General features: G+C 66.2%; 11 protein-coding genes. 10 read left to right on the top strand and 1 reads right to left on the bottom strand.

Features of this window, described 5'->3' with window-relative positions; all coding sequences use genetic code 11:
- Positions 1-248: 248 nt before the first annotated feature.
- Positions 249-1,205, bottom strand: a complete 957-nt coding sequence (locus tag VVT58_RS18605) for a PQQ-dependent catabolism-associated beta-propeller protein (RefSeq protein WP_327754519.1) — start codon at positions 1,203-1,205, stop codon at positions 249-251.
- 142 nt (positions 1,206-1,347) lie between these two features.
- On the opposite strand from VVT58_RS18605, the gene pedF reads away from it, so the two are divergent.
- The 10 genes from pedF (at position 1,348) to katG (ending at position 19,642) form a co-directional block, all read left to right on the top strand.
- Complete coding sequence (gene pedF, locus VVT58_RS18600; protein ID WP_327754520.1) at positions 1,348-1,773, top strand: cytochrome c-550 PedF; 426 nt, start codon at positions 1,348-1,350, stop codon at positions 1,771-1,773.
- 4 nt (positions 1,774-1,777) lie between these two features.
- Positions 1,778-2,635 carry a transporter substrate-binding domain-containing protein gene (locus tag VVT58_RS18595; protein ID WP_327754521.1) on the top strand — a complete coding sequence of 286 codons (858 nt, stop codon included), beginning with the start codon at positions 1,778-1,780 and terminating at the stop codon, positions 2,633-2,635.
- 139 nt (positions 2,636-2,774) lie between these two features.
- Positions 2,775-4,514 carry a methanol/ethanol family PQQ-dependent dehydrogenase gene (locus VVT58_RS18590; protein WP_066563602.1) on the top strand — a complete coding sequence of 580 codons (1,740 nt, stop codon included), beginning with the start codon at positions 2,775-2,777 and terminating at the stop codon, positions 4,512-4,514.
- An 11-nt stretch (positions 4,515-4,525) separates the two neighbouring features.
- On the top strand, positions 4,526-5,302 hold the full coding sequence (locus VVT58_RS18585) for a response regulator transcription factor (RefSeq protein ID WP_066563608.1): 777 nt from the start codon (positions 4,526-4,528) through the stop codon (positions 5,300-5,302).
- Between the two features lie 291 nt (positions 5,303-5,593).
- A complete protein-coding gene (locus tag VVT58_RS18580) occupies positions 5,594-6,886 on the top strand; it encodes a TolC family protein (RefSeq protein WP_327754522.1) in 1,293 nt (430 codons plus the stop codon).
- Positions 6,883-8,961, top strand: a complete 2,079-nt coding sequence (locus tag VVT58_RS18575) for a type I secretion system permease/ATPase (protein WP_327754523.1) — start codon at positions 6,883-6,885, stop codon at positions 8,959-8,961. Before VVT58_RS18580 ends, VVT58_RS18575 begins: the two co-directional genes overlap by 4 nt.
- On the top strand, positions 8,958-10,145 hold the full coding sequence (locus VVT58_RS18570) for an HlyD family type I secretion periplasmic adaptor subunit (RefSeq protein WP_327754524.1): 1,188 nt from the start codon (positions 8,958-8,960) through the stop codon (positions 10,143-10,145). The genes VVT58_RS18575 and VVT58_RS18570 overlap by 4 nt, the downstream gene beginning before the upstream one ends.
- Positions 10,146-10,184: 39 nt before the next feature.
- A complete protein-coding gene (locus tag VVT58_RS18565; protein ID WP_327754525.1) occupies positions 10,185-16,352 on the top strand; it encodes an Ig-like domain-containing protein in 6,168 nt (2,055 codons plus the stop codon).
- 439 nt (positions 16,353-16,791) lie between these two features.
- Positions 16,792-17,256, top strand: coding sequence for an aminoacyl-tRNA deacylase (locus tag VVT58_RS18560; RefSeq protein ID WP_066564000.1), 465 nt, complete (start codon positions 16,792-16,794; stop codon positions 17,254-17,256).
- 163 nt (positions 17,257-17,419) lie between these two features.
- The gene (gene katG, locus VVT58_RS18555; RefSeq protein ID WP_327754526.1) at positions 17,420-19,642 is read left to right on the top strand and encodes a catalase/peroxidase HPI; all 2,223 of its coding nucleotides are present in this window, start codon (positions 17,420-17,422) and stop codon (positions 19,640-19,642) included.
- Positions 19,643-19,714: the final 72 nt, after the last annotated feature.

Below are 19,714 nucleotides of genomic sequence, written 5' to 3'. Positions count from 1 at the left end.
TGTGCCGGTCAAAGCCCCCGGCGAAGGGAAGAGTGGGGCGGACAGCCTCATACTGGAAATTGGACTTAGGGCTTCCTCCCTTGGGAGGAGGGAGTTGGAAGGAAGCGAGGCGTTTGTTCTCCCCTCCCGTTTACGGGAGGGGTCGGGGGTGGGCCGCCGCGCCAGCGGCGTTCCGGCCTCACGGATGGCTCAGAAGCTCGCTGCGCTCACGCCCTCCCCTAACTCCTCCCGCTTGCGGGAGGGGAATATCAAGGAACTACCACGATCCCCCAGGGCGCGGCGCCGACCGGGATCGTTCCCGTCACCCTGGCATTGGCCAGGTCGATCACGCTCACATTGTCCGAAAGACCATTGGCGGCATAGGCATGCGCGCCGTCGCCGCTCACCGCGACGTGCCACACCCGCTTGCCCACCGGCACATAGGCCCGCACCTTTCGGCTCGCCACGTCGACCAGCGCGACATGATCCGCCCGTCCCAGCGCGATCACCGCCGTCCTGCCATCGGGCGTGAAGCGGATGCCGCAGGGCAGGATGCGATGCTCCGCCACGCCCGGAATGGCGAAGTGCAACGTCTCCGCCACCTTGCGCGAGGCGGTGTCGATGATCTGCACCGTGCCGCCCACCTCCGCCGCGACCCAAAGCTGTTTACCGTCCGCGGTGAATTCGACATGGCGGGGGCGCAGGTCGAGGGGCGTCGCGTCGACCATCTCCCTTTTCGCCACGTCGATCCAGTTGACGACATTGTCTTCCTCCGACGTCACGGCCACCCATCGGCTGTCCGGGCTTTGCGCCACGCCCTCCGGCTCGCCGCCGACATCGACCTGAAAGGCGACGCTCCGGCTCGCCAGATCGATCGCGGTCAGCGCGGCATTATCCTCATTGGCGACGAACAGGGTCTTGCCGTCACGCGAGAGGAAGAATTGCTCGGGATCTTCGCCGGACGGCAGTTCCGCCACCACCTTGCCCGTCGCCCGCTCAATCACCTGCACCGCATGATCGGTCGACGCGCAGAGATAGATATATTTGCCGTCCTTTGACACGGTGATCCCGCGCGGCCGCCCGCCCACCGGCCAGGTCGCCACCAGCTTCGCGCTCGCCGCGTCGATCACCGAGACGCTGTTGCCGCGCTCATTGGAGACATAAAGCGTCTCAGCCTGCGCGTTCATCGGGACCAGCATCAGCCCCGCCCATAGGATGCGCTTCATGTTCCTCTCCATCCTGCTCTCCTCCCAAGCCTCTATCGGGCGAGCGGCGGCTGCGGGATTGTACCAACGGCCAATAGGGGAGCAAAGCCCGTCGGCCTACACTCGCAGCCAATCAGGGGAATTACGGGTGAGGATTTCGAAGATGAATCTGGGACGCATTTCGCTGCTGGGCGCCATGGCTATCTTAGGCGCGACCACAGCAACCGGCCTGATGGCGCACGGCAATGTGACGCCGCAGGCCGTCGACACATCCGCCCTGCCGGAAATCGGCGAGGAATGGCTTGCGAAAAACCCCTATAGCGGCAATGCCAAGGCGATCGAGATCGGCCAGTCGGCCTATGGCCAGAATTGCGCCCGCTGCCATGGGCTGGACGCGGAAAGCGGCGGCATCGCCCCCGATCTGCGCTATCTTGAGCAAGGCGAGTCCGGCGATCAGTGGTTTGTGGAGCGTTTCCGCCACGGCTCCAGCCACGATGGGAAAGTCTATATGCCGCCGTTCGGGGATGTTCTGGGCCAGAAGGCCGGCTGGGCGATCCGCGCCTGGCTCGAAACCAAGTTCCAGGGCTGACGGCATGATCAGCCGGCGAAGCCTTTTGGGCGGAGCGGGCGCGGCGGTGGCGCTCGGGCTGCTGCCGGGGATGACCCATGCTGCGCCGCTGGGCAAGGTCAAGGAACTCGGTGTGCTGCGGGTGGTGGTCTATAAGGACAACCGCCCATGGTCGTGGGAGGAAGGCGGCAAGCTCGTCGGCCTCGACGTCGATCTGGCCCACGCCCTCGCCGCGAAGCTGGGCGTGCGCGCCGATGTGGCCGAACTCGTAGCCGACGAGAGCGTGGACGACGATCTGCGCCATGGCGTGTGGAAAGGCGGATTGCTCGGCTTCGCGCCCGGCGACCTGATGCTGCACATTCCCTTCGACCGGACCTTCGCCGCGCGCAACGATCAGGTGGCGATCGTCGCGCCTTATTATCGCGAAAGCTTTCGTTTTGCGGGTACGCAAAATGCCATCGACCTGGAAGCGCCGCCGACCGGATGGCGCGGCCATCGCCTCGCGGCGGAGCTGGACTCCATTCCCGATTTCTACCTGATCGGCTCCTTCGGCGGGATATTGGCGAAGGATGTGGCGCACTATCCCAGCGGCTCCGACGCGGTGACGGCGGTGGCGGCGGGCAAGGCCGATGCAGTGCTCGCCAGCCGGGCGCAGATCGAGGAAGGACTGCACCGGGAGGCGACAAAGCTGACGGTACGCAAGGGGCCGCTGCCCGCCTTCACCTCGCCCGGCTGGGACATCGGCATGGCGGTCAAGGAGAATAGCCGCACTTTGGGCGACGCGGTGGAGGAGATCGTCTCCACCATGGCCGCGAGCGGCGAGATGAAGGCGCTGTTCGCGCCTTATGGGGTCGAGTGGACGCCCGCGCTGGCGGCGGGATGAAACCTGCTCTTCCCCTCCCATTCAGGGGAGGGAGCCAAGAAAAAAGACCGACCCAAGGTCCAATTGCTGCGCACAATGGGTGCAATAATCTGATGATGTCGGGGGCGTGTCCAACGCTCCACAACAGAGGGAGGATGGAATGAGAGGACATATGATGCGTGGCCTGTCCGGCGCCGCAATATTGACGCTGGCGATCGCCGCCGCGCCGCTTCTGGCCGAAGGGCCGACCGATGCGGACCTGATGAACGACGCGGCCACGCCCGGCGATGTCCTGACCTATGGCATGGGTCCGCAGGCGCAGCGCTTCAGCCCCTTGAAGGCCATCAACGCCTCCAACGTGTCGAAACTCGTCCCCGCCTTCGCTTCCTCGCTGGGCGGCGAAAAGCAGCGCGGGCAGGAAGCGCAGCCCATCGTCTATGACGGCACCATCTACGTCACCGGCAGCTATTCGCGCGTCTTCGCCTTCGACGCGCGCACCGGCGAGGAAAAGTGGCAATATGACGCCCGCCTGCCCGAAGCGATCATGCCCTGCTGCGACGTGGTGAACCGCGGCGCGGCGATCTATGGCGACAAGATCATCTTCGCCACGCTCGACGCGCATATGGTGGCATTGAACCGCCACACCGGCAAGGTCATCTGGAACAAGCAGACCGCTGACTATCAGGCCGGCTATTCCGCCACCGCCGCGCCGATGGTGGTGAAGGGCAAGGTGATCTACGGCAACTCCGGCGGCGAGTTCGGCATTGTCGGCGCGGTGGAAGCGCGCGACGTCAACACCGGCGAACTGGTCTGGCGCCGCCCGACGATCGAGGGTCATATGGGCACGCTCGGCGGCAAGGATAACGGCATCACCGGCAAGACCAACGCAAGCTGGACCGGCGACCTGTGGAAGACCGGCGGCGGCGCGACCTGGCTGGGCGGCACATACGACCCGGAAACCAACCTGCTCTTCTTCGGGACCGGCAACCCGGCGCCCTGGAACAGCCATTTGCGCCCCGGCAACAATCTCTACACCAGTTCGACCCTTGCCATCGATCCCGACACCGGCGTCATCAAATGGCATTATCAGACCACGCCGCATGACGGCTGGGACTTCGATGGCGTGAACGAGTTCATTCCCTTCGACGCGACGATCAACGGCAAGCCGATGAAACTCGGCGCAAAGGCCGACCGCAACGGCTATTTCTTCGTGCTCGACCGCACCAACGGCAAGTTCATCAGCGCCAACAAGTTCGTCATGCAGACGACCTGGGCCAATGGTTACGACAAGGGCGGCAAGCCCAACACGATCGAGGCTGGCCGCCCCGGCGCGCCGACCACGGAAAAGGGAAAGCCGGTCTTCGCTTCCCCAAGTTTCCTTGGCGGCAAGAACTGGATGCCCATGGCCTACAGCCAGGACACCGGCCTGTTCTACGTGCCCAGCAACGACTGGGGCATGGACATCTGGAACGAGCCGATCGCCTACAAGAAGGGCGCGGCCTATCTGGGCGCGGGCTTCACCATCAAGCCGATTGCGCAGGATCATATCGGCGCGCTGCGCGCCATGGACCCCAAGACCGGCAAGATCGTCTGGGAATATAAGAACAAGGCGCCGCTCTGGGGCGGTGTGCTGTCGACGGCGGGCAATCTCGTCTTCACCGGCACGCCGGAGGGCTATCTGAAGGCCTTCGACGCCAAGACCGGGCAGGAATTGTGGAAGTTCCAGACCGGCTCCGGCGTGGTGGGCAGCCCCGTGACCTGGGAACAGGATGGCGAGCAATATGTCGCCGTCATGTCCGGCTGGGGCGGCGCGGTGCCGCTGTGGGGCGGCGAGGTCGCCAAGAGCTTCAAGGACATCAATCAGGGCGGTTCGCTCTGGGTGTTCAAGCTGCCTAAGTAAAGGATAGTAAGATGATCGTCATGGGACGCGGCAATCATGTGCAGAATGTTGCGGCACTTCCGCCCGGCGCGATGCGGCTTGCCTCATCCCATGACTTGTCCGATTATCCGGGCCGAGGGGTGGGCCACATAATGAGCGATGAGCCGATCATGGAACGCGTGCTGATCGTCGACGATCACCCCCTTGTGCGCGACGGGCTGCGCAGCGTCATCGCGATCAGCTTCGACAATATCGAGATTTTCGAGGCGGCGACGCTCGACGAAGCCGTCGCCACACTGGAAAAGCAGGACAATTTCGACCTGATCCTCCTCGACCTCAACATTCCCGATGTCCGCCGCCTTGATGGCCTGAAACTGCTGCGGGATCGTTTCCCGATCCTTCCCGTGGTGATGGTTTCAGGCGCCTTCGACCGCGCTATCGTACAGGAGGCGCTGGCCGCGGGCGCGGCGGGCTTCATTCCCAAGTCGTTGAAGCGCAGCGCCATCGTGGATGCGCTGCATCGCGTGGTGTCGGGCGAAATCTACCTGCCCGAAGCCATGGGCGAGAGCGTCGCGCCAACGGCGGAGGAGGATGAGATCAGCCGCCGGATCGACAGCCTGACGCCGCAGCAGAAGACGGTGCTGGCGCATCTGGTGCGCGGGCGGCTCAACAAGCAGATCGCGCATGATCTGGGCGTGTCGATGACGACCATCAAGGCGCATGTGTCCGCCATCCTCCAGAAACTGGGCGTGCTCAGCCGGACACAGGCGGTGATCAAGGCCAATCAGGTGCATTTCCGGGCGGATTAGGGCGGATTCCCGACTAGATCGTGTAGCCGTTAAGCAATACGTGCTCCTGCGCAGGCAGGAGCCCAGTTCAGACGGCAGGCCTGGGCTCCTGCCTGCGCAGGAGCACGGAAATGTCCGGGCCGACATGCGCCCTACAATATTAAGCGCCAGTCTCGCCTCGACGGAAAGTCCCGGAGCAGGACAGGAAAGTCCGATACCCCCCGCTTTTACCGGGCCATACCGCATATGGGTGATGTGCGAAAAGCCAAGGCTCTTTAGTCCAGCGGCGAGTCTGTTGGGGGAATTTCGCTGTTGGTTTCCGGTCGTTGGTGGCGGGGTCTGTTGCTGGGCGCGTCGATCTTGTCGGCTCCGGCAAGGGCCGAAACGTTCGAACAGGTGCTTGAGCGTGTCGCCGCCGCGCATCCCAGGATCGTCGCCGCGCAGCAATTGACCCGCGCCGGGCGCGCCGATGTGCGCGCGGCGAAATCCAGCTACCGCCCGCAATTCGGGGTGGAAACCGATCTGGGATGGGATGACGGCAATAGCAGCCGGTCGTCCGGTTTCGCCCTGTTGCCGGAAGCAAAGGTCAGCCAGCTTGTCTATGACGGCGGACGCACTCCGGCGGAAATCCGGCGGCGGCGGTTGCGGGTCGACCTGCTGGGAGTGCAGGAGCAGGCGGCGCTGGCGGATCTGTCGCAACAGCTCGCCGCCGCCTGGATCGACCATGCGCGGGCAGCGGAACTGATCGACATCGGCACGCAGCAAGTGGCGGCGCTGGAGGCGCTGGACCGGCTGGTGGTGGAGATTGCGAGCTTCGACCGGGGCCGTGCTTCCGATGTGGTGATGGTGGAATCGCGGCTGGAGCAAGCACGCACCGCGCTCCAGACGCGGGAGATCACGCTGGCCGAGGCGCGGGGGCGCATTCGCGAAGTGTCCGCTTTGCCGGTCGAACCGCAGGGAAGCGTGCCGGACATCGCCGGAGCCCTGCCTGAAACGGCGGAAAATGGCGAGGCGATGGCGGCAGGCAGTCCCGCCGTGCGCAGCGCCGATATCGAGGTCGCGGAAAATGCCGAGGCGGTAAAGGGCACGCGCAACTGGTGGTTGCCGCAATTGGCGCTGGAGGGCGCGCGCACGTCCGAGCGGACGGTGGAAGGCGACACGCGGCTGTTCAACGGCTTTGCGGTGCGGTTACGCGCCAGCGCCCTGCCCTTCGACAGCGGCGGCGGGCGGGCGCGGCATGAAGCGGCCAGGGCGGAACTGGAGTCGGCGGAGTCCAGCGCGACGCTGGCCCGGACTTCTCTGGGCGCGCAGGTGCGGCGGCTCTGGACATTCCAGGCGCAGCGGCGGGCGCGGCTACCTTCGCTCGCGGGGCTGATCGCGCGGGCGGATGATGCGCGTAATATCGTGTTCGAACAGTTTCGGCTGGGGCGGCGGACCATTCTCGACCTGCTGGGTTATGAGCTGGAGCGGTTCAATGTGCGCGCCCAATTGGTGAACGAACGCTTCGATATTGCGCAGACGCAATATCAACTGATGGGCGTGCTGGGGCGCATCTATCCGGCGGTCGTCGGGGGGCCAATGATCGGGCCGGGGGCAAGGCCATGACGGAGTTGGTGGCCGTGACTTCCCTGGCCGATGCGCTGGCCCGCTGCCTGGACTTGCGCGGGCATGGGGTGAGCGCGGCGGTGCTGCGCGCCGCGATCGGGACCAGCGGCGATCCCGAGGACATGCTGCGCAGCCTTGCCGAACTGGGCATCCGCGCCAGCGCCATCGGGGCGCGGGCGGTGACCGACGATCTGCTGCCGGTGGTCGCCTTGCTGGCCGATGGGCTGGTGCTGGTGGCGGTCCGGCGGGACGGCGATGTGCTGATCGACGCGGCGGGGGTCGGCATCGGCGTGGATGAGGTGAAGCGGTGCATCGCCTTTGCGCCGCCGACCGCTGTGGACGGACGCGCCGACGATCTGGTGGCGGCGCAGGGCAGCGGCTGGTTCTGGCCGGTGCTGTGGCGGCATCGCCGCTATTTTTACGAGGCGGCGGCGCTGTCGGCGGTGATCAACCTGCTCTCGCTCGCCGGGATCATCTTCATGATGACGGTCTATGACCGCATCCTGCCAAACCTCGCCTTCGTGACGCTATGGTCGTTGCTGGCGGGGGTCGCGATCGCCTGCCTGTTCGAGTTCGTGTCGCGTACCATCCGCAGCCACGCGCTGGACGCGGCGGGCAAGAAGATCGACCTGATATTGGGCGACGCCGTGTTTTCGCGGGTGCTGGCGACGCGGCTGGAGGCGCGGGCGCAATCCTCCGGCGCCTTCGCCAATGTGCTGAAGGAGTTCGAATCCGTTCGCGGCTTCGTGACCAGCGCGACGTTGACGACCATTGCCGATTTGCCTTTCGCGCTGCTGTTCCTGACCGTTTGCGCGATGATCGGCGGGGCTTTGGTCGCGGTGCCGTTGCTGGCCTTCCTCATCGTGCTCGCCCTGTCGCTGCTGGTGCAGATTCCGATGGCGAAGCTGGCGCGCGAGAATCTGCGCGAGGCGGCGGTGCGGCACGGCACGGTGATCGAGAGCCTGGAAGGGCTGGAGACGCTGAAAGCCCTGCGCGCCGAAGGGCGGATGCGGCGGCGGCATGAGATTTCCAGCGGCTTCATCGCGGACCGGGCGCTGGCCAGCCAGCGCTGGTCCAATCTGGCGCTCAACATCACCATTGCCGTGCAGCAGATCGGCTCGGCGGTCCTGCTCGCCTGGGGCGTCTATCTGGCGAGCATCGGCCAGACCACGGCGGGCGCGCTGGTGGCCTGCGTGCAGCTTTCCAGCCGGTCGCTGGCGCCGCTGGTGACGCTTTCCTCGCTGGCGGTGCGGTTTCAACAGGTGCGGTCGGCCTTGGCGAGCCTGAACCAGATCATGGCCCTGCCGCTGGACCGCGATCCCAGCCGCCATTTGCTGTCCAGCGATGCGTGGCGCGGCGATGTGGAGCTGCGCCATGTTAGCTTTTCCTATGAGCAGGGCGCGCAACCGGCGTTGAACGACGTGTCGTTGAGCATCAAGCGCGGCGAGAAAGTCGCGATCCTCGGGCGGATCGGCAGCGGTAAGTCGACCCTGCTGCGGATGCTGGCGGCGCTCTACCGGCCGCAGGAGGGGCAGGTCTTTCTCGACGGCGTCGACATGACCGCCATCGAGCCTGCCGATATTCGCTCTACCCTGCTGCTGGTCGGGCAGGATGCGCGGCTGTTCCACGGGACGTTGCGCGACAATCTGCTGGTGGGGGCGCCGCAGGCGAGCGACCAGCGGCTGTTGCAGGTGGCGGAGGCGACCGGGGTGATGGCGCTGGCGGGCGCGCATCCACTGGGGTTCGACCGGGGGGTCGGTGAGCGCGGCGATACGCTGTCGGGCGGCCAACGCCAGACCGTGGCGGTCGCGCGCTCGCTCATGGCGGAGGCGGCTGTCTTTCTGTTCGACGAGCCGACCTCCGCCATGGATCAGCAATCGGAGGCGGAGGTGCTGCGCAGCATCGCCGCCTTGGGCGAGCGCGGGGCAGGCTATGTGATCGTGACGCACAAAAATTCTATCCTGCCGCTGGTCGACCGGGTGATCATCATGGATGCCGGACGGGTCATTGCCGACGGACCCCGCGACGCGGTGCTGCAAGCGCTGTCCGAGGGCAAGGTGAGGTCGGCGGCATGACGATGCTCTCTGCCCTGCGTTCGCCGCTGGCCGTGGCTGAGGTGCGGGACCGGCATCCGGGCTGGCTGGTCTTTTCCCTGTTGCTGCTGGCTTTGCTGGCGGCGCTGCTGGTCTGGGCGCGCTTCGCCGTGCTGGAGGAAGTGACCACCGGCGCGGCGCAGATCGTGCCGTCGGGCAAGGTGCAGACGATCCAGAGCCTGGAGGGCGGCATCGTCTCCGCGCTCAAGGTGCATGAGGGCGATCTGGTGGAAGCGGGCCAGCCGCTGATCGTGATCGATCCGACGCGGGCGGAATCCTCCTTCAACGAGATGGAACGGCGGCGGCGGTCCCTGCTGGCTTCGGCGGCCCGGTTGCGGGCGGAGGCGAGCGGGTTGTCGCTCTCCTTCCCGCAGGAGATATCCGGGGATGCCGACCTGATCCGCTATGAGACGGAGACGTACCGGGTCCGCCGGGCGGCGGTGGATCAGTCGACGGCGGCGCTGTCCGGATCGATCGCGCTGATGCGGCGGGAATTGGGGATTACCGCGCCCATGGCCGCGCGGGGGCTGGTGCCGGAGGTCGACGTGCTGCGCCTGCGCCGCCAGATCAACGATGCGCAGATGCAGATCAGCGATCGCACCAACCGTTACCGCGCCGACGCGGGGACGGAACTGTCCAAGGTGGAGAGCGAGCTGTCACAGGTTTCGGAGGTCGTGACCGGGCGGCGCGACGCGCTGAACCGCACGGTGCTGCGCGCGCCGGTGCGGGGCACGGTCAAGAATGTGCAGGTGACGACGATCGGCGGCGTGGTGCAGCCGGGCGCGGCGATGCTGGAGATCGTGCCGTTCCGCGACGTGCTGCTGGTGGAGGCGAAGATCAGACCGTCCGACGTCGCGTTCATCCGGCCGGGGCAGGACGCGACGGTGAAGCTCGCCGCCTATAATTACCTGGTCTACGGGTCGCTGAAGGGCAGGGTCGAGACGATCAGCCCCGACACGCTGCGCGAGGACCGCAAGCCCAATGAGGAAGCCTTTTACCGCGTGCTGATCAGCACCGGGCAATCCTCGCTGGTCCATGACGGCAGGCCGCTGCCCATCATTCCGGGCATGACCGGCACGGTCGAGATACTGACCGGGCAGCGGACGGTGTGGGACTATTTCCTGCGGCCGGTGCTGAAGATCGAGGAAGCGTTCCGGGAACGCTGAAAACCATTCACGGACAATATGTAACAGGGGAGTTCCGCAATGAAGATCGTAGCGAAGATTTCGACCAAGGGCGGAAAGCTGGTCCGCACGATCGCCCTGGGCAAGGGCGCGAATGTGCTGACCGCGGACAAGGACGCCCTTGTTGCCATCATCGATGAAGCCACCGGCAAGGCGGTCAACGGCGCCCATTATGTGCGGCACGGCGGCGAAGTGACGGTGCAGGTGCCCGATGCCGCCTTTGCCGAGGCCGGGAACGGGATCAGCGAGGCGGCGGGCGCGGCGCAGGATGCTGCGGCGGCTCCGGCGGAGGCAGCGCCTTCCGCTCCTGCGGCCAGTGAAGGCGCAGGCGGCGGCAACGGGCTGATCTTCGGCGTGCTGGGCGGTCTGGCGGCGGTCGGCGGCATTGCCGCTGCGGCGGGCGGCGGCGGCGGCAAGGCCAAGGACACGACCGCGCCTGTCGCGCCCACCGGCCTGGCGCTGGCGGCGGCGGACGATAGCGGCAGCTCCAGCAGCGACCGGATCACCAAACAGACCAGCGCGCTCACCATCACCGGCACGGCGGAGGCCGGGGCCACGGTGACGCTGCGGGACGGCAGCACAGTGCTCGGCACGGCGACTGCGGGCAGCGGCGGCGCATTCAGCATCGATGTGTCGCTGGGCGAAGGAGCGCACAGCATAACCGCGACGGCGACCGATGCGGCCGGGAATGTGGGGACGGCGTCCTCCGCTCTGGCGATCACGGTCGATACGACCGCGCCGGCGGTGGCGATCAGTGCCGTACCTGCCGCCTTGGTGGCGGGGCAGACGGCGACGGTGACCTTCAGCTTCAGCGAAACGCCCGCCGGGTTCGACGCGAGCGACATCAGCGTTTCGGGCGGGACTTTGAGCAATCTCGCCGTTTCCCCCAGCAACGCCAATGTCTATACGGCGACGCTGACGCCGACGGGCGCGGTCGCCATCTCGGTCGCGGGCGGTGCCTTTACCGATGTGGCGGGCAATGCGAGCGGGGCCGCTTCGTTGAACGTCGCTTTCGATCCGGGCGCGAGCGGTGCGGCCATTGACGGCTATATCGCAAACGCGCTGGTGTTCCGCGATGCCGATGGCGACGGCGTCTGGGACCATGAGAGCTTCACCGACGGCAACAATAATGGCGTGCGCGACGCGGGCGAGGCCTTTGTCGACGCCAATGGCGACGGCCAGTTCACCGCTGAATATCACACCACGACCGACGCACAGGGCAATTTCAGCGGCCTGTTCGGCACCGGCCAGATCGTGCTGACGCCGCTGATCGCGGGTGACGGCACCAATTTGTCGCGCGATATTTCGACCGGCATCGCCTTTACCGGCCAATTGAGCGCGCCGGACGGGTCGAGCGTCGTCACGCCGCTGACCACCATCGTTGCCGCGCTGGCGGGCGCGGGTGCGAATGCCACGCAGATCGCCAATGCCGAAGCGCAGGTAAAGGCGGCGCTGGGCCTGGACGCCGCGCTGAACCTTGGCAGCTATGATCCGATCGCCGTCGTGGCGGCATCGACCGACATCGCCGCGCTCGCCAATGCGGTGGCGGTGCAGAAGGCGGCGATCCAGGTCGCCAACATCCTGTCGGTCATGGCCAGCGCCAGCGAGGCGGCGGGCAGCGGCGCGCAGACGGGGCTGGACGCCGCCGTCACCGCCATTGCAAGCCAGGTCGCGGGCGGCAGCGTCGACCTGACGAGCAGCGCGGCCATCGGCCAGATCGTGCAGGCCGTCGCGGCGGCAAGCGGGACCGGCATCACAGCGCAGGCCGCCGCGATCAGCAGTTCGCTCGCGAGCGTCAATCTCAGCATCGCGCAGGCCAGCGGCAGCAGTGCGGTCGACACGCTGACGGCGGTCGCCACCTCCCAGATCGTGGCGCAGGAAACTTTGGCGGGCGAAGTGAGCACGGCGGTCGGCGGCGGCGCTGCTCTCAACAGCACCGCCTATCAGGGCGCAGCGCTGGCGGAGAAGATCGATGACGCCTCGACCCAGGTGCAGGTGATCGTGCCCACCACGCCGACGGCAGGCGCCCTGGGTGCGCCCGACCGGCCGATGGTGGACGACGGCGCGCGCATTTCGGCGGCGGAAGCGGCGGACGGCGTAGTCGTGTCGGTAGGCCTCGGCTCCGGCAGCGGCGTGGCGGCGGGCGATACGCTGCGCCTGATGATCGGCGGCACGGAGGTCAAGGCGGTTACCCTCAGTGCCGGAGATATTGCCAGCGGCACCGTCAGCATTGCATTGGCGGCGAGCGATCTGGGCGCGGACGGCGCCAAGTCGATCACGGTGGGCTTCGTATCGGCGGCTGGCCTCGCGGGCGCTGTGTCTCTGCCTGCCGCGGTGACGCTCGACACCACGCCCCCCGCAGCGCCAACTACGCTGGCGGCAACGGAAGGACCGCTGCTGACCGGCGGCGAAGCGGCAAACGGCACCAGCATCACCGGCACGGTCGAGGCGGGGAGCAATGTGACGCTGACCCTCACCAACGGCGCGCAGACGCTGGTCAAGCAGGCGGTGGTGACGGGCACGGCCTTTTCCGTGGCGCTGTCCGCTGCGGAGATCGCGCAACTGGGCGAAGGCACGGTGCGCTATTCGGCGGTGGCGACCGATGCGGCGGGCAACAGCAGCGCGCCCTCCCCGACCGGCCATTATTTCTACACGACGGAAACCATCGTCGACCCGAGCACGCGCATCGACGGCGTCGGCGCCCGCATCGAAGCCGATGACGAGGAAAATGCGCTGCGCCTGACCGCGCTGCCGGGCGGCGGCTTTGCGGTCAACTGGACGGTCGATACCAATGGCGACGGCGATGTCGATGGCCTCGCCATCCAGCGCTTCGCCGCCGACGGCAGCAAGGATGGCGGCATCATCCTGTTGCGGGGGATTTCCCAGCAACTGATCGACAGCGAAAGTGACGAGCAGGCCTTCGACGTGCAGGCGCTGGCCAATGGCGGCTATGCGCTGACCTATTCGCTGGCACTGGAGGATGTGGGCCGGCCGGCGGCTTTCAACCCGCAATCGACCGGGACCATCCTTGTCGGCGTGCCGACCGATATCTTCATCCAGGCGGCCCCCGCCAACGCGGTTTTCGCGCTGGCCGGGCTGGGCACGGACGGACAGGCCAGGACGGTCACGCTGACCCCGGTCAATGGACGCGTAGAGGTCACGCAGGCGATGCTCGACCAGTTCGCGATCGACAACCGCCTGACCCTGACGGTCGGCGGCCTCACCACCGGGCAGACCGCCAATGTCGTCATCAATGCGCTGGAGGATTGGCATTATGATCCGGCGGCGGCGCTGGAGCAGATCAGCGTCAGCCGCGCGGTGACCAACGGCGTCGGCGTGCTCGCCACGCCCACGGGCCATCCTGAAGGCTTCCATATCGACGCCGTCGTCGGCACGCCAACCTTCGTCAACATGCAGATCACCCCCAATGGCGGATCGCTGATCGACCTGAGCGGCGTGACCAGCGTCACCCAATTGCCCAATGGCGCGATCCAGATCAACAACCTCACCGCCGATGCGAACGGCATCTATCATATGCCGCAGGCGCTGCTCGATCAGCTCGCCGGCCATGATTATCAGGCGATATTGATCGTCGGCGGGCTGACCAACGGGTCCACCATCACCGGCACGATCGACGTGCGCGAGCCGGTTGCCGTGCCCGAAGGCGTGTTCGTCCAGACCTTCGACGCGCAGGGCCAGTCGGTCAACGAAAGCGCGCGGCTGGATGGCGCGGAATCGCGCTTCTACAGCGATGATGAGGATAATGGCGTGCGCGTCACGCCGGTTTCGGGCGGCGGCTTCGTCGTCAACTGGGTGGTCGACGCCGATCATGACGATCAGGGCGACGGCTTTGCGGTGCAGCGCTTCGCCGCCGACGGCAGCAAGGTCGGCGGCGTCGTGCTGTTGCAAGGCATCGCGCAGCAATTGATCGACTATGCCGCGGATGAGGATGTCGCCTTCGACCTGCAGGCGCTGGACGATGGCGGCTATGTGCTGGCCTATTCGCTGGCCCGGCCGGAGGTGGGGCAGTCCGTGACCTTCAGCCCGTCGCTGACCGGCGTGCCGATCATCGGTGAGCCCACGAACATCTATCTGAGCAACGCGCCCGCCAACGCCAGCTTCGCCCTGACCGGCCTTGGCATGGACGGGCTGGCCAAGTCGGTGGCGGTGACTGTCGTCGACGGAGAGATCGCGATCACGCAGGCGATCCTCGATCAATTTTCCATCGACCATCGCCTGTCGCTGACGGTCTCTGGCCTGACGAGCGGGCAGACCGTCAGCGCCAGCATCTATGCCGAGGAAGTGCAGCAATATGATCCGGCGGCGGTGCTGCAACAGGTCAGCGTCAGCCGGCAGGTCGCAGGAAACGGCGTGGGCACGATCGTGCTGCCGGGCAGCAATGCCGAAGCCTTCCATATCGACAGCAGCTCCGGCCCGGCGAGCGGCGTCACCTTGCTGCTGACGCCCAGCGGCGGCGCCTTCATCGACCTGACGGGCATCGCCAACGCGACCCGGCTGGCCAGCGGCATCATCGTCATCACCAATATGACGGCGGATGCAGGCGGCAATTATGCCGTGCCGCAGGCATTGCTCGATCAGTTGGCGGGGCATGATTATCAGGCGTCGCTGAATGTCGCGGGCCTGACCGCCGGTTCCACCATCACCGGCACGGTCAGCGCGCGCACGCCGCATCTGTTGCCCGAGGGGCTGTTCGTCCAGACCTTCGACGCCAATGGCGTGGCGGGGGTCGATACCGGCCAGCGGCTGGACGGCCCGGACAGCCGGATTTCGGGCGATGACGAGGATAATCCGCTGCGCGTCACGCCGCTGACCGGCGGGGGCTTTGCCGTCAGTTGGGTGGTCGATGTGGACGGCGACGATCAGGCCGACGGGCTTGCGGTGCAGCGCTTCGCCGCAGACGGCAGCAAGTCGGGCGGCGTCGTGCATCTGCAAGGCATCGCCTCGCAGCTCAGCGACGCCGACGGCGATGCCGTTTCCTTCGACCTTCAGGCGCTCGACAATGGCGGCTATGCGCTCAGCTATGTGCTGGAACCCGAGGAGGTCGGACGCCAGATCGTCTTCACGCCCCAGCTCACCAGCACCGCGATCGTCGGGCAGCCGGTCGATCTCTATGTCGGGTCGGCCCCCGCCAATGCCAGCTTCGCGCTGGTGGGCCAGGGCAATGACGGATTGTCGAAGACGATCGCCCTGACCGTTGTGGACGGCACCGTCCAGATCGATCAGGCGATCCTCGACCAGTTCGCGCTGGACAACCGCCTGACGCTGACGGTCAGCGGCCTCACCACCGGGCAGAATGCGACCGTCCATGCCTATGCGCTGGAGGATCAGCGCTATGACCCCACGGCAGGGCTGCATGATGTGGCGAGCAGCCTTCAGGTCGGGCCGGGCGGCTTCGGGGTCATCGCGACCGGCGCCGGTCATGCCGAGACGTTCCACATCGACTCCATCGCCGGTACGCCGACCACGCTGTTGCTGCAGGTGACGCCCAACGGCGCGACATCGATCGACCTGAGCGGCATCGCCAATGCGACCACCCTGCCCACGGGCGCGATCAATATCAGCGGGCTGACGGCGGACGCCAGCGGCCTCTATCATGTGCCGCAGGCGCTGCTCGACCAGTTGGCGGGGCATGACTATCAGGCGATCCTGATCGTCGGCGGCCTCACCGCCGGGTCCACCATCACCGGCACGATCAGCGTGCGGGAGCCGGTGGACGTGCCCGAAGGCGTGTTCGTCCAGACCTTCGACGCCAATGGCGTGGCGATCAGCGCCGACCTGCACCTGACCGGCACGGCGGGGAACGACCTGTTGCTGGGCGATGTCGGCAATGACGTGCTGAACGGGCTGGACGGCAATGACCTGCTGGACGGCGGCGCGGGCACCGACACGCTGACCGGCGGGGCCGGAGCCGACCTGTTCATCCTGGAAGCGCCCCATGGCCAGACGCTGTCGGTGGCCGACCTGATCACCGATTTCCAGGCCGGGGTCGATCATCTGCGGCTGCCCGACAGCATGACCTTCGCCAGCCTCCAGATCGTGCAGGGTGACCCCACGGCCAATGGCGGCGGCAGCAGCGAAAGCCTGATCATCGACGGCGGCAGCGGCGACATATTGGCGCGGTTGGCCAATGTGGATGCGGCGGCGATCACCCAGGCATCCTTCGCCTGACCGGGACCGGCCCGCAGCGCCCCGGCGCTGCGGGCTGGCGCATATTGGGTCCGGCTGTAACCGTCATGGGCAAATGGTCGGGGCAGCCGGACCCGGAAATCGCGCCATGGGGGGATGGCGCGATGCCGCCGCCTCCCCGAACGGTCAGCGGCGGCGCCATCCTAACCCGGCGGCCCGCGCCCGGCATCTGCGCAACATGCTGATCCGCCAGCGATTCAGGGCAAGGGCCGATGTCCCTTTGGAGGCATTGACGAACGCCTTCGCCCGCGCATCGGCATGGCCCCATGATGATTGGTTATCGGCGCTAAATCTGCTATTCCTTGTCCATTGGATGGCATTGGCCAGACCCGCCGCCCGCCCCAGTGCCGGCATCCTTTTCCGGCACCGCGCCTGACGCCCGGCTGACCATGTCTTCAGGCGTAGGCCGATGGAGGATGTCATGGCGATTTCCCAAAGATTGCGCGGCTATCTGGACCGCTGCGGCACGCGATTCGACGAATGGCCGCATGAGCCCGCCACCGAAATGGCCCGGGCGGCGCAGGCGGCGCATGTCCCCGGAAGACAGGTCGCCAAAGCCGTGCTGGTGCAGGCGGGCGACGAATATATGCTGGCGGTGCTGCCTTCCTCCAAGCATGTGAGCTTCAACTTCCTGCAGCAATGGCTGGCGCGCGACGTGGCGCTGGCGGAGGAGCATACGGCGGCGGCTCTGTTCCCGGACTGCGAACTGGGCGCGATCCCGCCGGTGGGCGCGGCCTTCGGATTGAAGACGATCATCGACGACGACATGCTGATGGATCAGGATGTCTGGTTCGAGGGCGGCGATCATCATACGCTGGTGCATATGAATGCGGAAAACTGGCGGCGCCTGCAAAAAGGGGCCGGGCATTTCGCATTCAGTATATAGTTTGCTTCCTGATCCTCCCCATCGAACACGGGGAGGATCAGGCATTCCTCTCATGCAATAAATTTCACACTGTTATCGGAAAAATAACATGGCCCGCCATGTTCCCCCCTCGCCGGGCATGGCCTAGAATCCCGGTCCCGGAGAAGCTGAAAGGAATCGTGCAATGGACGCAAAGACGAGCAATGATCCGCTGGCCTGCCCGATGAAGGAACCGGCCGCGCTGCGATCCCTGCTGGGACGCACCAATCGCGACTGGTGGCCCAATCAGCTCTCGCTCGACATCCTTCAGCAGAACGGCCTGTCGGGCAATCCGCTGGGCGACGATTTCGACTATGCGGCGGCGTTCAAATCGCTCGATTACGACGCGGTGAAGAAGGATCTGACGGCGCTGATGACCGACAGCCAGCCCTGGTGGCCGGCGGATTATGGCCATTATGGCCCCTTCTTCATCCGCATGGCCTGGCATTCGGCGGGCACCTACCGCACCGGCGACGGGCGCGGCGGCGCCTCTTCCGGCTCGCAGCGCTTCGCGCCGCTCAATAGCTGGCCGGACAATGCCAATCTGGACAAGGCGCGCCGCCTGCTCTGGCCGGTGAAGCAGAAATATGGCCAGGCGCTGAGCTGGGCGGATTTGATGATCCTGGCGGGCAATGTCGCCATCGAGTCGATGGGCGGGCCGGTCTTCGGCTTCGGCGGCGGCCGCGCCGACGTGTTCGAGCCGGAAAAGGACGTGTATTGGGGCACGGAGGAGCTTTGGGTCAACCAGCCCGGCAACCAGACCCGCATTCAGCCCGACAGGAACATGGTGCTGGAAAGCCCGCTGGCCGCGATCCAGATGGGCCTCATCTACGTCAATCCCGAAGGGCCGGGCGGCAATCCCGACCCGCTGCAATCGGCGCGGGACATTCGCGAAACCTTCCTGCGCATGGGCATGAACGATGAGGAGACCGTCGCGCTGACGGCGGGTGGCCATACGTTCGGCAAGGCCCATGGCGCGGGCGACGCATCGAAGATCGGCAGAGAACCGGAGGGCGCCGACATCGCGCAGCAGGGGCTGGGCTGGCAGAGCGGCTATGAAAGCGGCGTGGGCGATCACACCATCACCAGCGGCATCGAAGGCGCGTGGACGCCCACGCCCCGGACCTGGGACCACAGCTTCTTCCACATGCTGCTCGACTATGAATATGAACTCGTCAGGAGCCCGGCGGGCGCCCAGCAGTGGCAGCCGGTGAACCAGAAGCCGGAGGACATGGCGCCGGGCGCGCACAGCCCCGACAGGCGCGTGCCGACGATGATGACCACGGCCGACATGGCGTTCAAGATGGACCCGGAATATCGGAAAATCTCCGAGCGGTTCCGCAACGATCCGGCGGCGTTCGAGGATGCCTTCGCCCGCGCCTGGTTCAAGCTGTGCCATCGCGACATGGGGCCGAAGGCGCGCTATCTCGGCCCCGAAGTTCCGGCCGAAGACCTGATCTGGCAGGATCCTATCCCGCCCGTCGACCATGTGCTGGTCAATGCGGCGGACATCGCCTCGCTCAAGCAAAAGATATTGGCATCCGGCCTTGGCGTGAGGGAACTGGTGCAGACGGCCTGGGCGTCGGCCTCGACCTATCGCGGTTCGGACCATCGCGGTGGCGCCAATGGCGCGCGCATTCGCCTCGCCCCGCAAAAGGACTGGGACGTGAACCAGCCCGAACAGCTCTCCCGCGTTCTGACCGCGCTGGAGAAGATCAAGGCCGAGTTCGACGGCGCGGGCGTGAAAAAGATCTCGTTGGCCGACCTCATCGTGCTGGCCGGATCGGCGGCGATCGAAAAGGCGGCGAAGGACGGCGGGCGCAGCATTGAGGTGCCCTTCACTCCGGGCCGCACCGACGCGACGCAGGAACAGACCGACGTGCAGAATTTCGAGCCGCTGGAGCCGAAAGTCGACGGCTTCCGCAACTATCTGCCCGTACCGTTCAACGTTCCGGTCGAGGAACTGCTGCTCGACCGCGCCCAATTGCTGACGCTGAGCGCGCCGGAGATGACGGTGCTGGTCGGCGGCCTGCGCGTACTGGGCGCCAACCATGGCGGGTCGCAGCATGGCGTGTTCACGGACAGGCCGGGGACGCTCAGCAACGACTTCTTCGTCAACCTGCTCGACATGGGCACGGCGTGGAAGGAAGTGGAGGGGCAGAAGGATCTGTTCACCGGCACCTGCCGCGATACCAACCAGCAGAAATGGACCGGCACGCGGGTCGATCTGGTCTTCGGATCCAATTCGCAGCTCCGCGCCTTGTCGGAGGTTTACGCCTCCGCCGATGCGGGCGACAAGTTCGTGAAGGACTTCGTCGCGGCCTGGACCAAGGTGATGGACGCCGACCGCTTCGACCTGGCGGCTTGATGGTTGGGAAGGCCGCTCCTTCGGGGGCGGCCTTTGCCAATCGGACTAGAACTTTTCGCTTAATTGAGCTTG

It is taken from the genome of Sphingobium sp. SJ10-10 (assembly GCF_036038995.2).
Lineage (GTDB): Bacteria > Pseudomonadota > Alphaproteobacteria > Sphingomonadales > Sphingomonadaceae > Sphingobium.
This window is presented reverse-complemented; position numbering and strand designations above follow the sequence as displayed.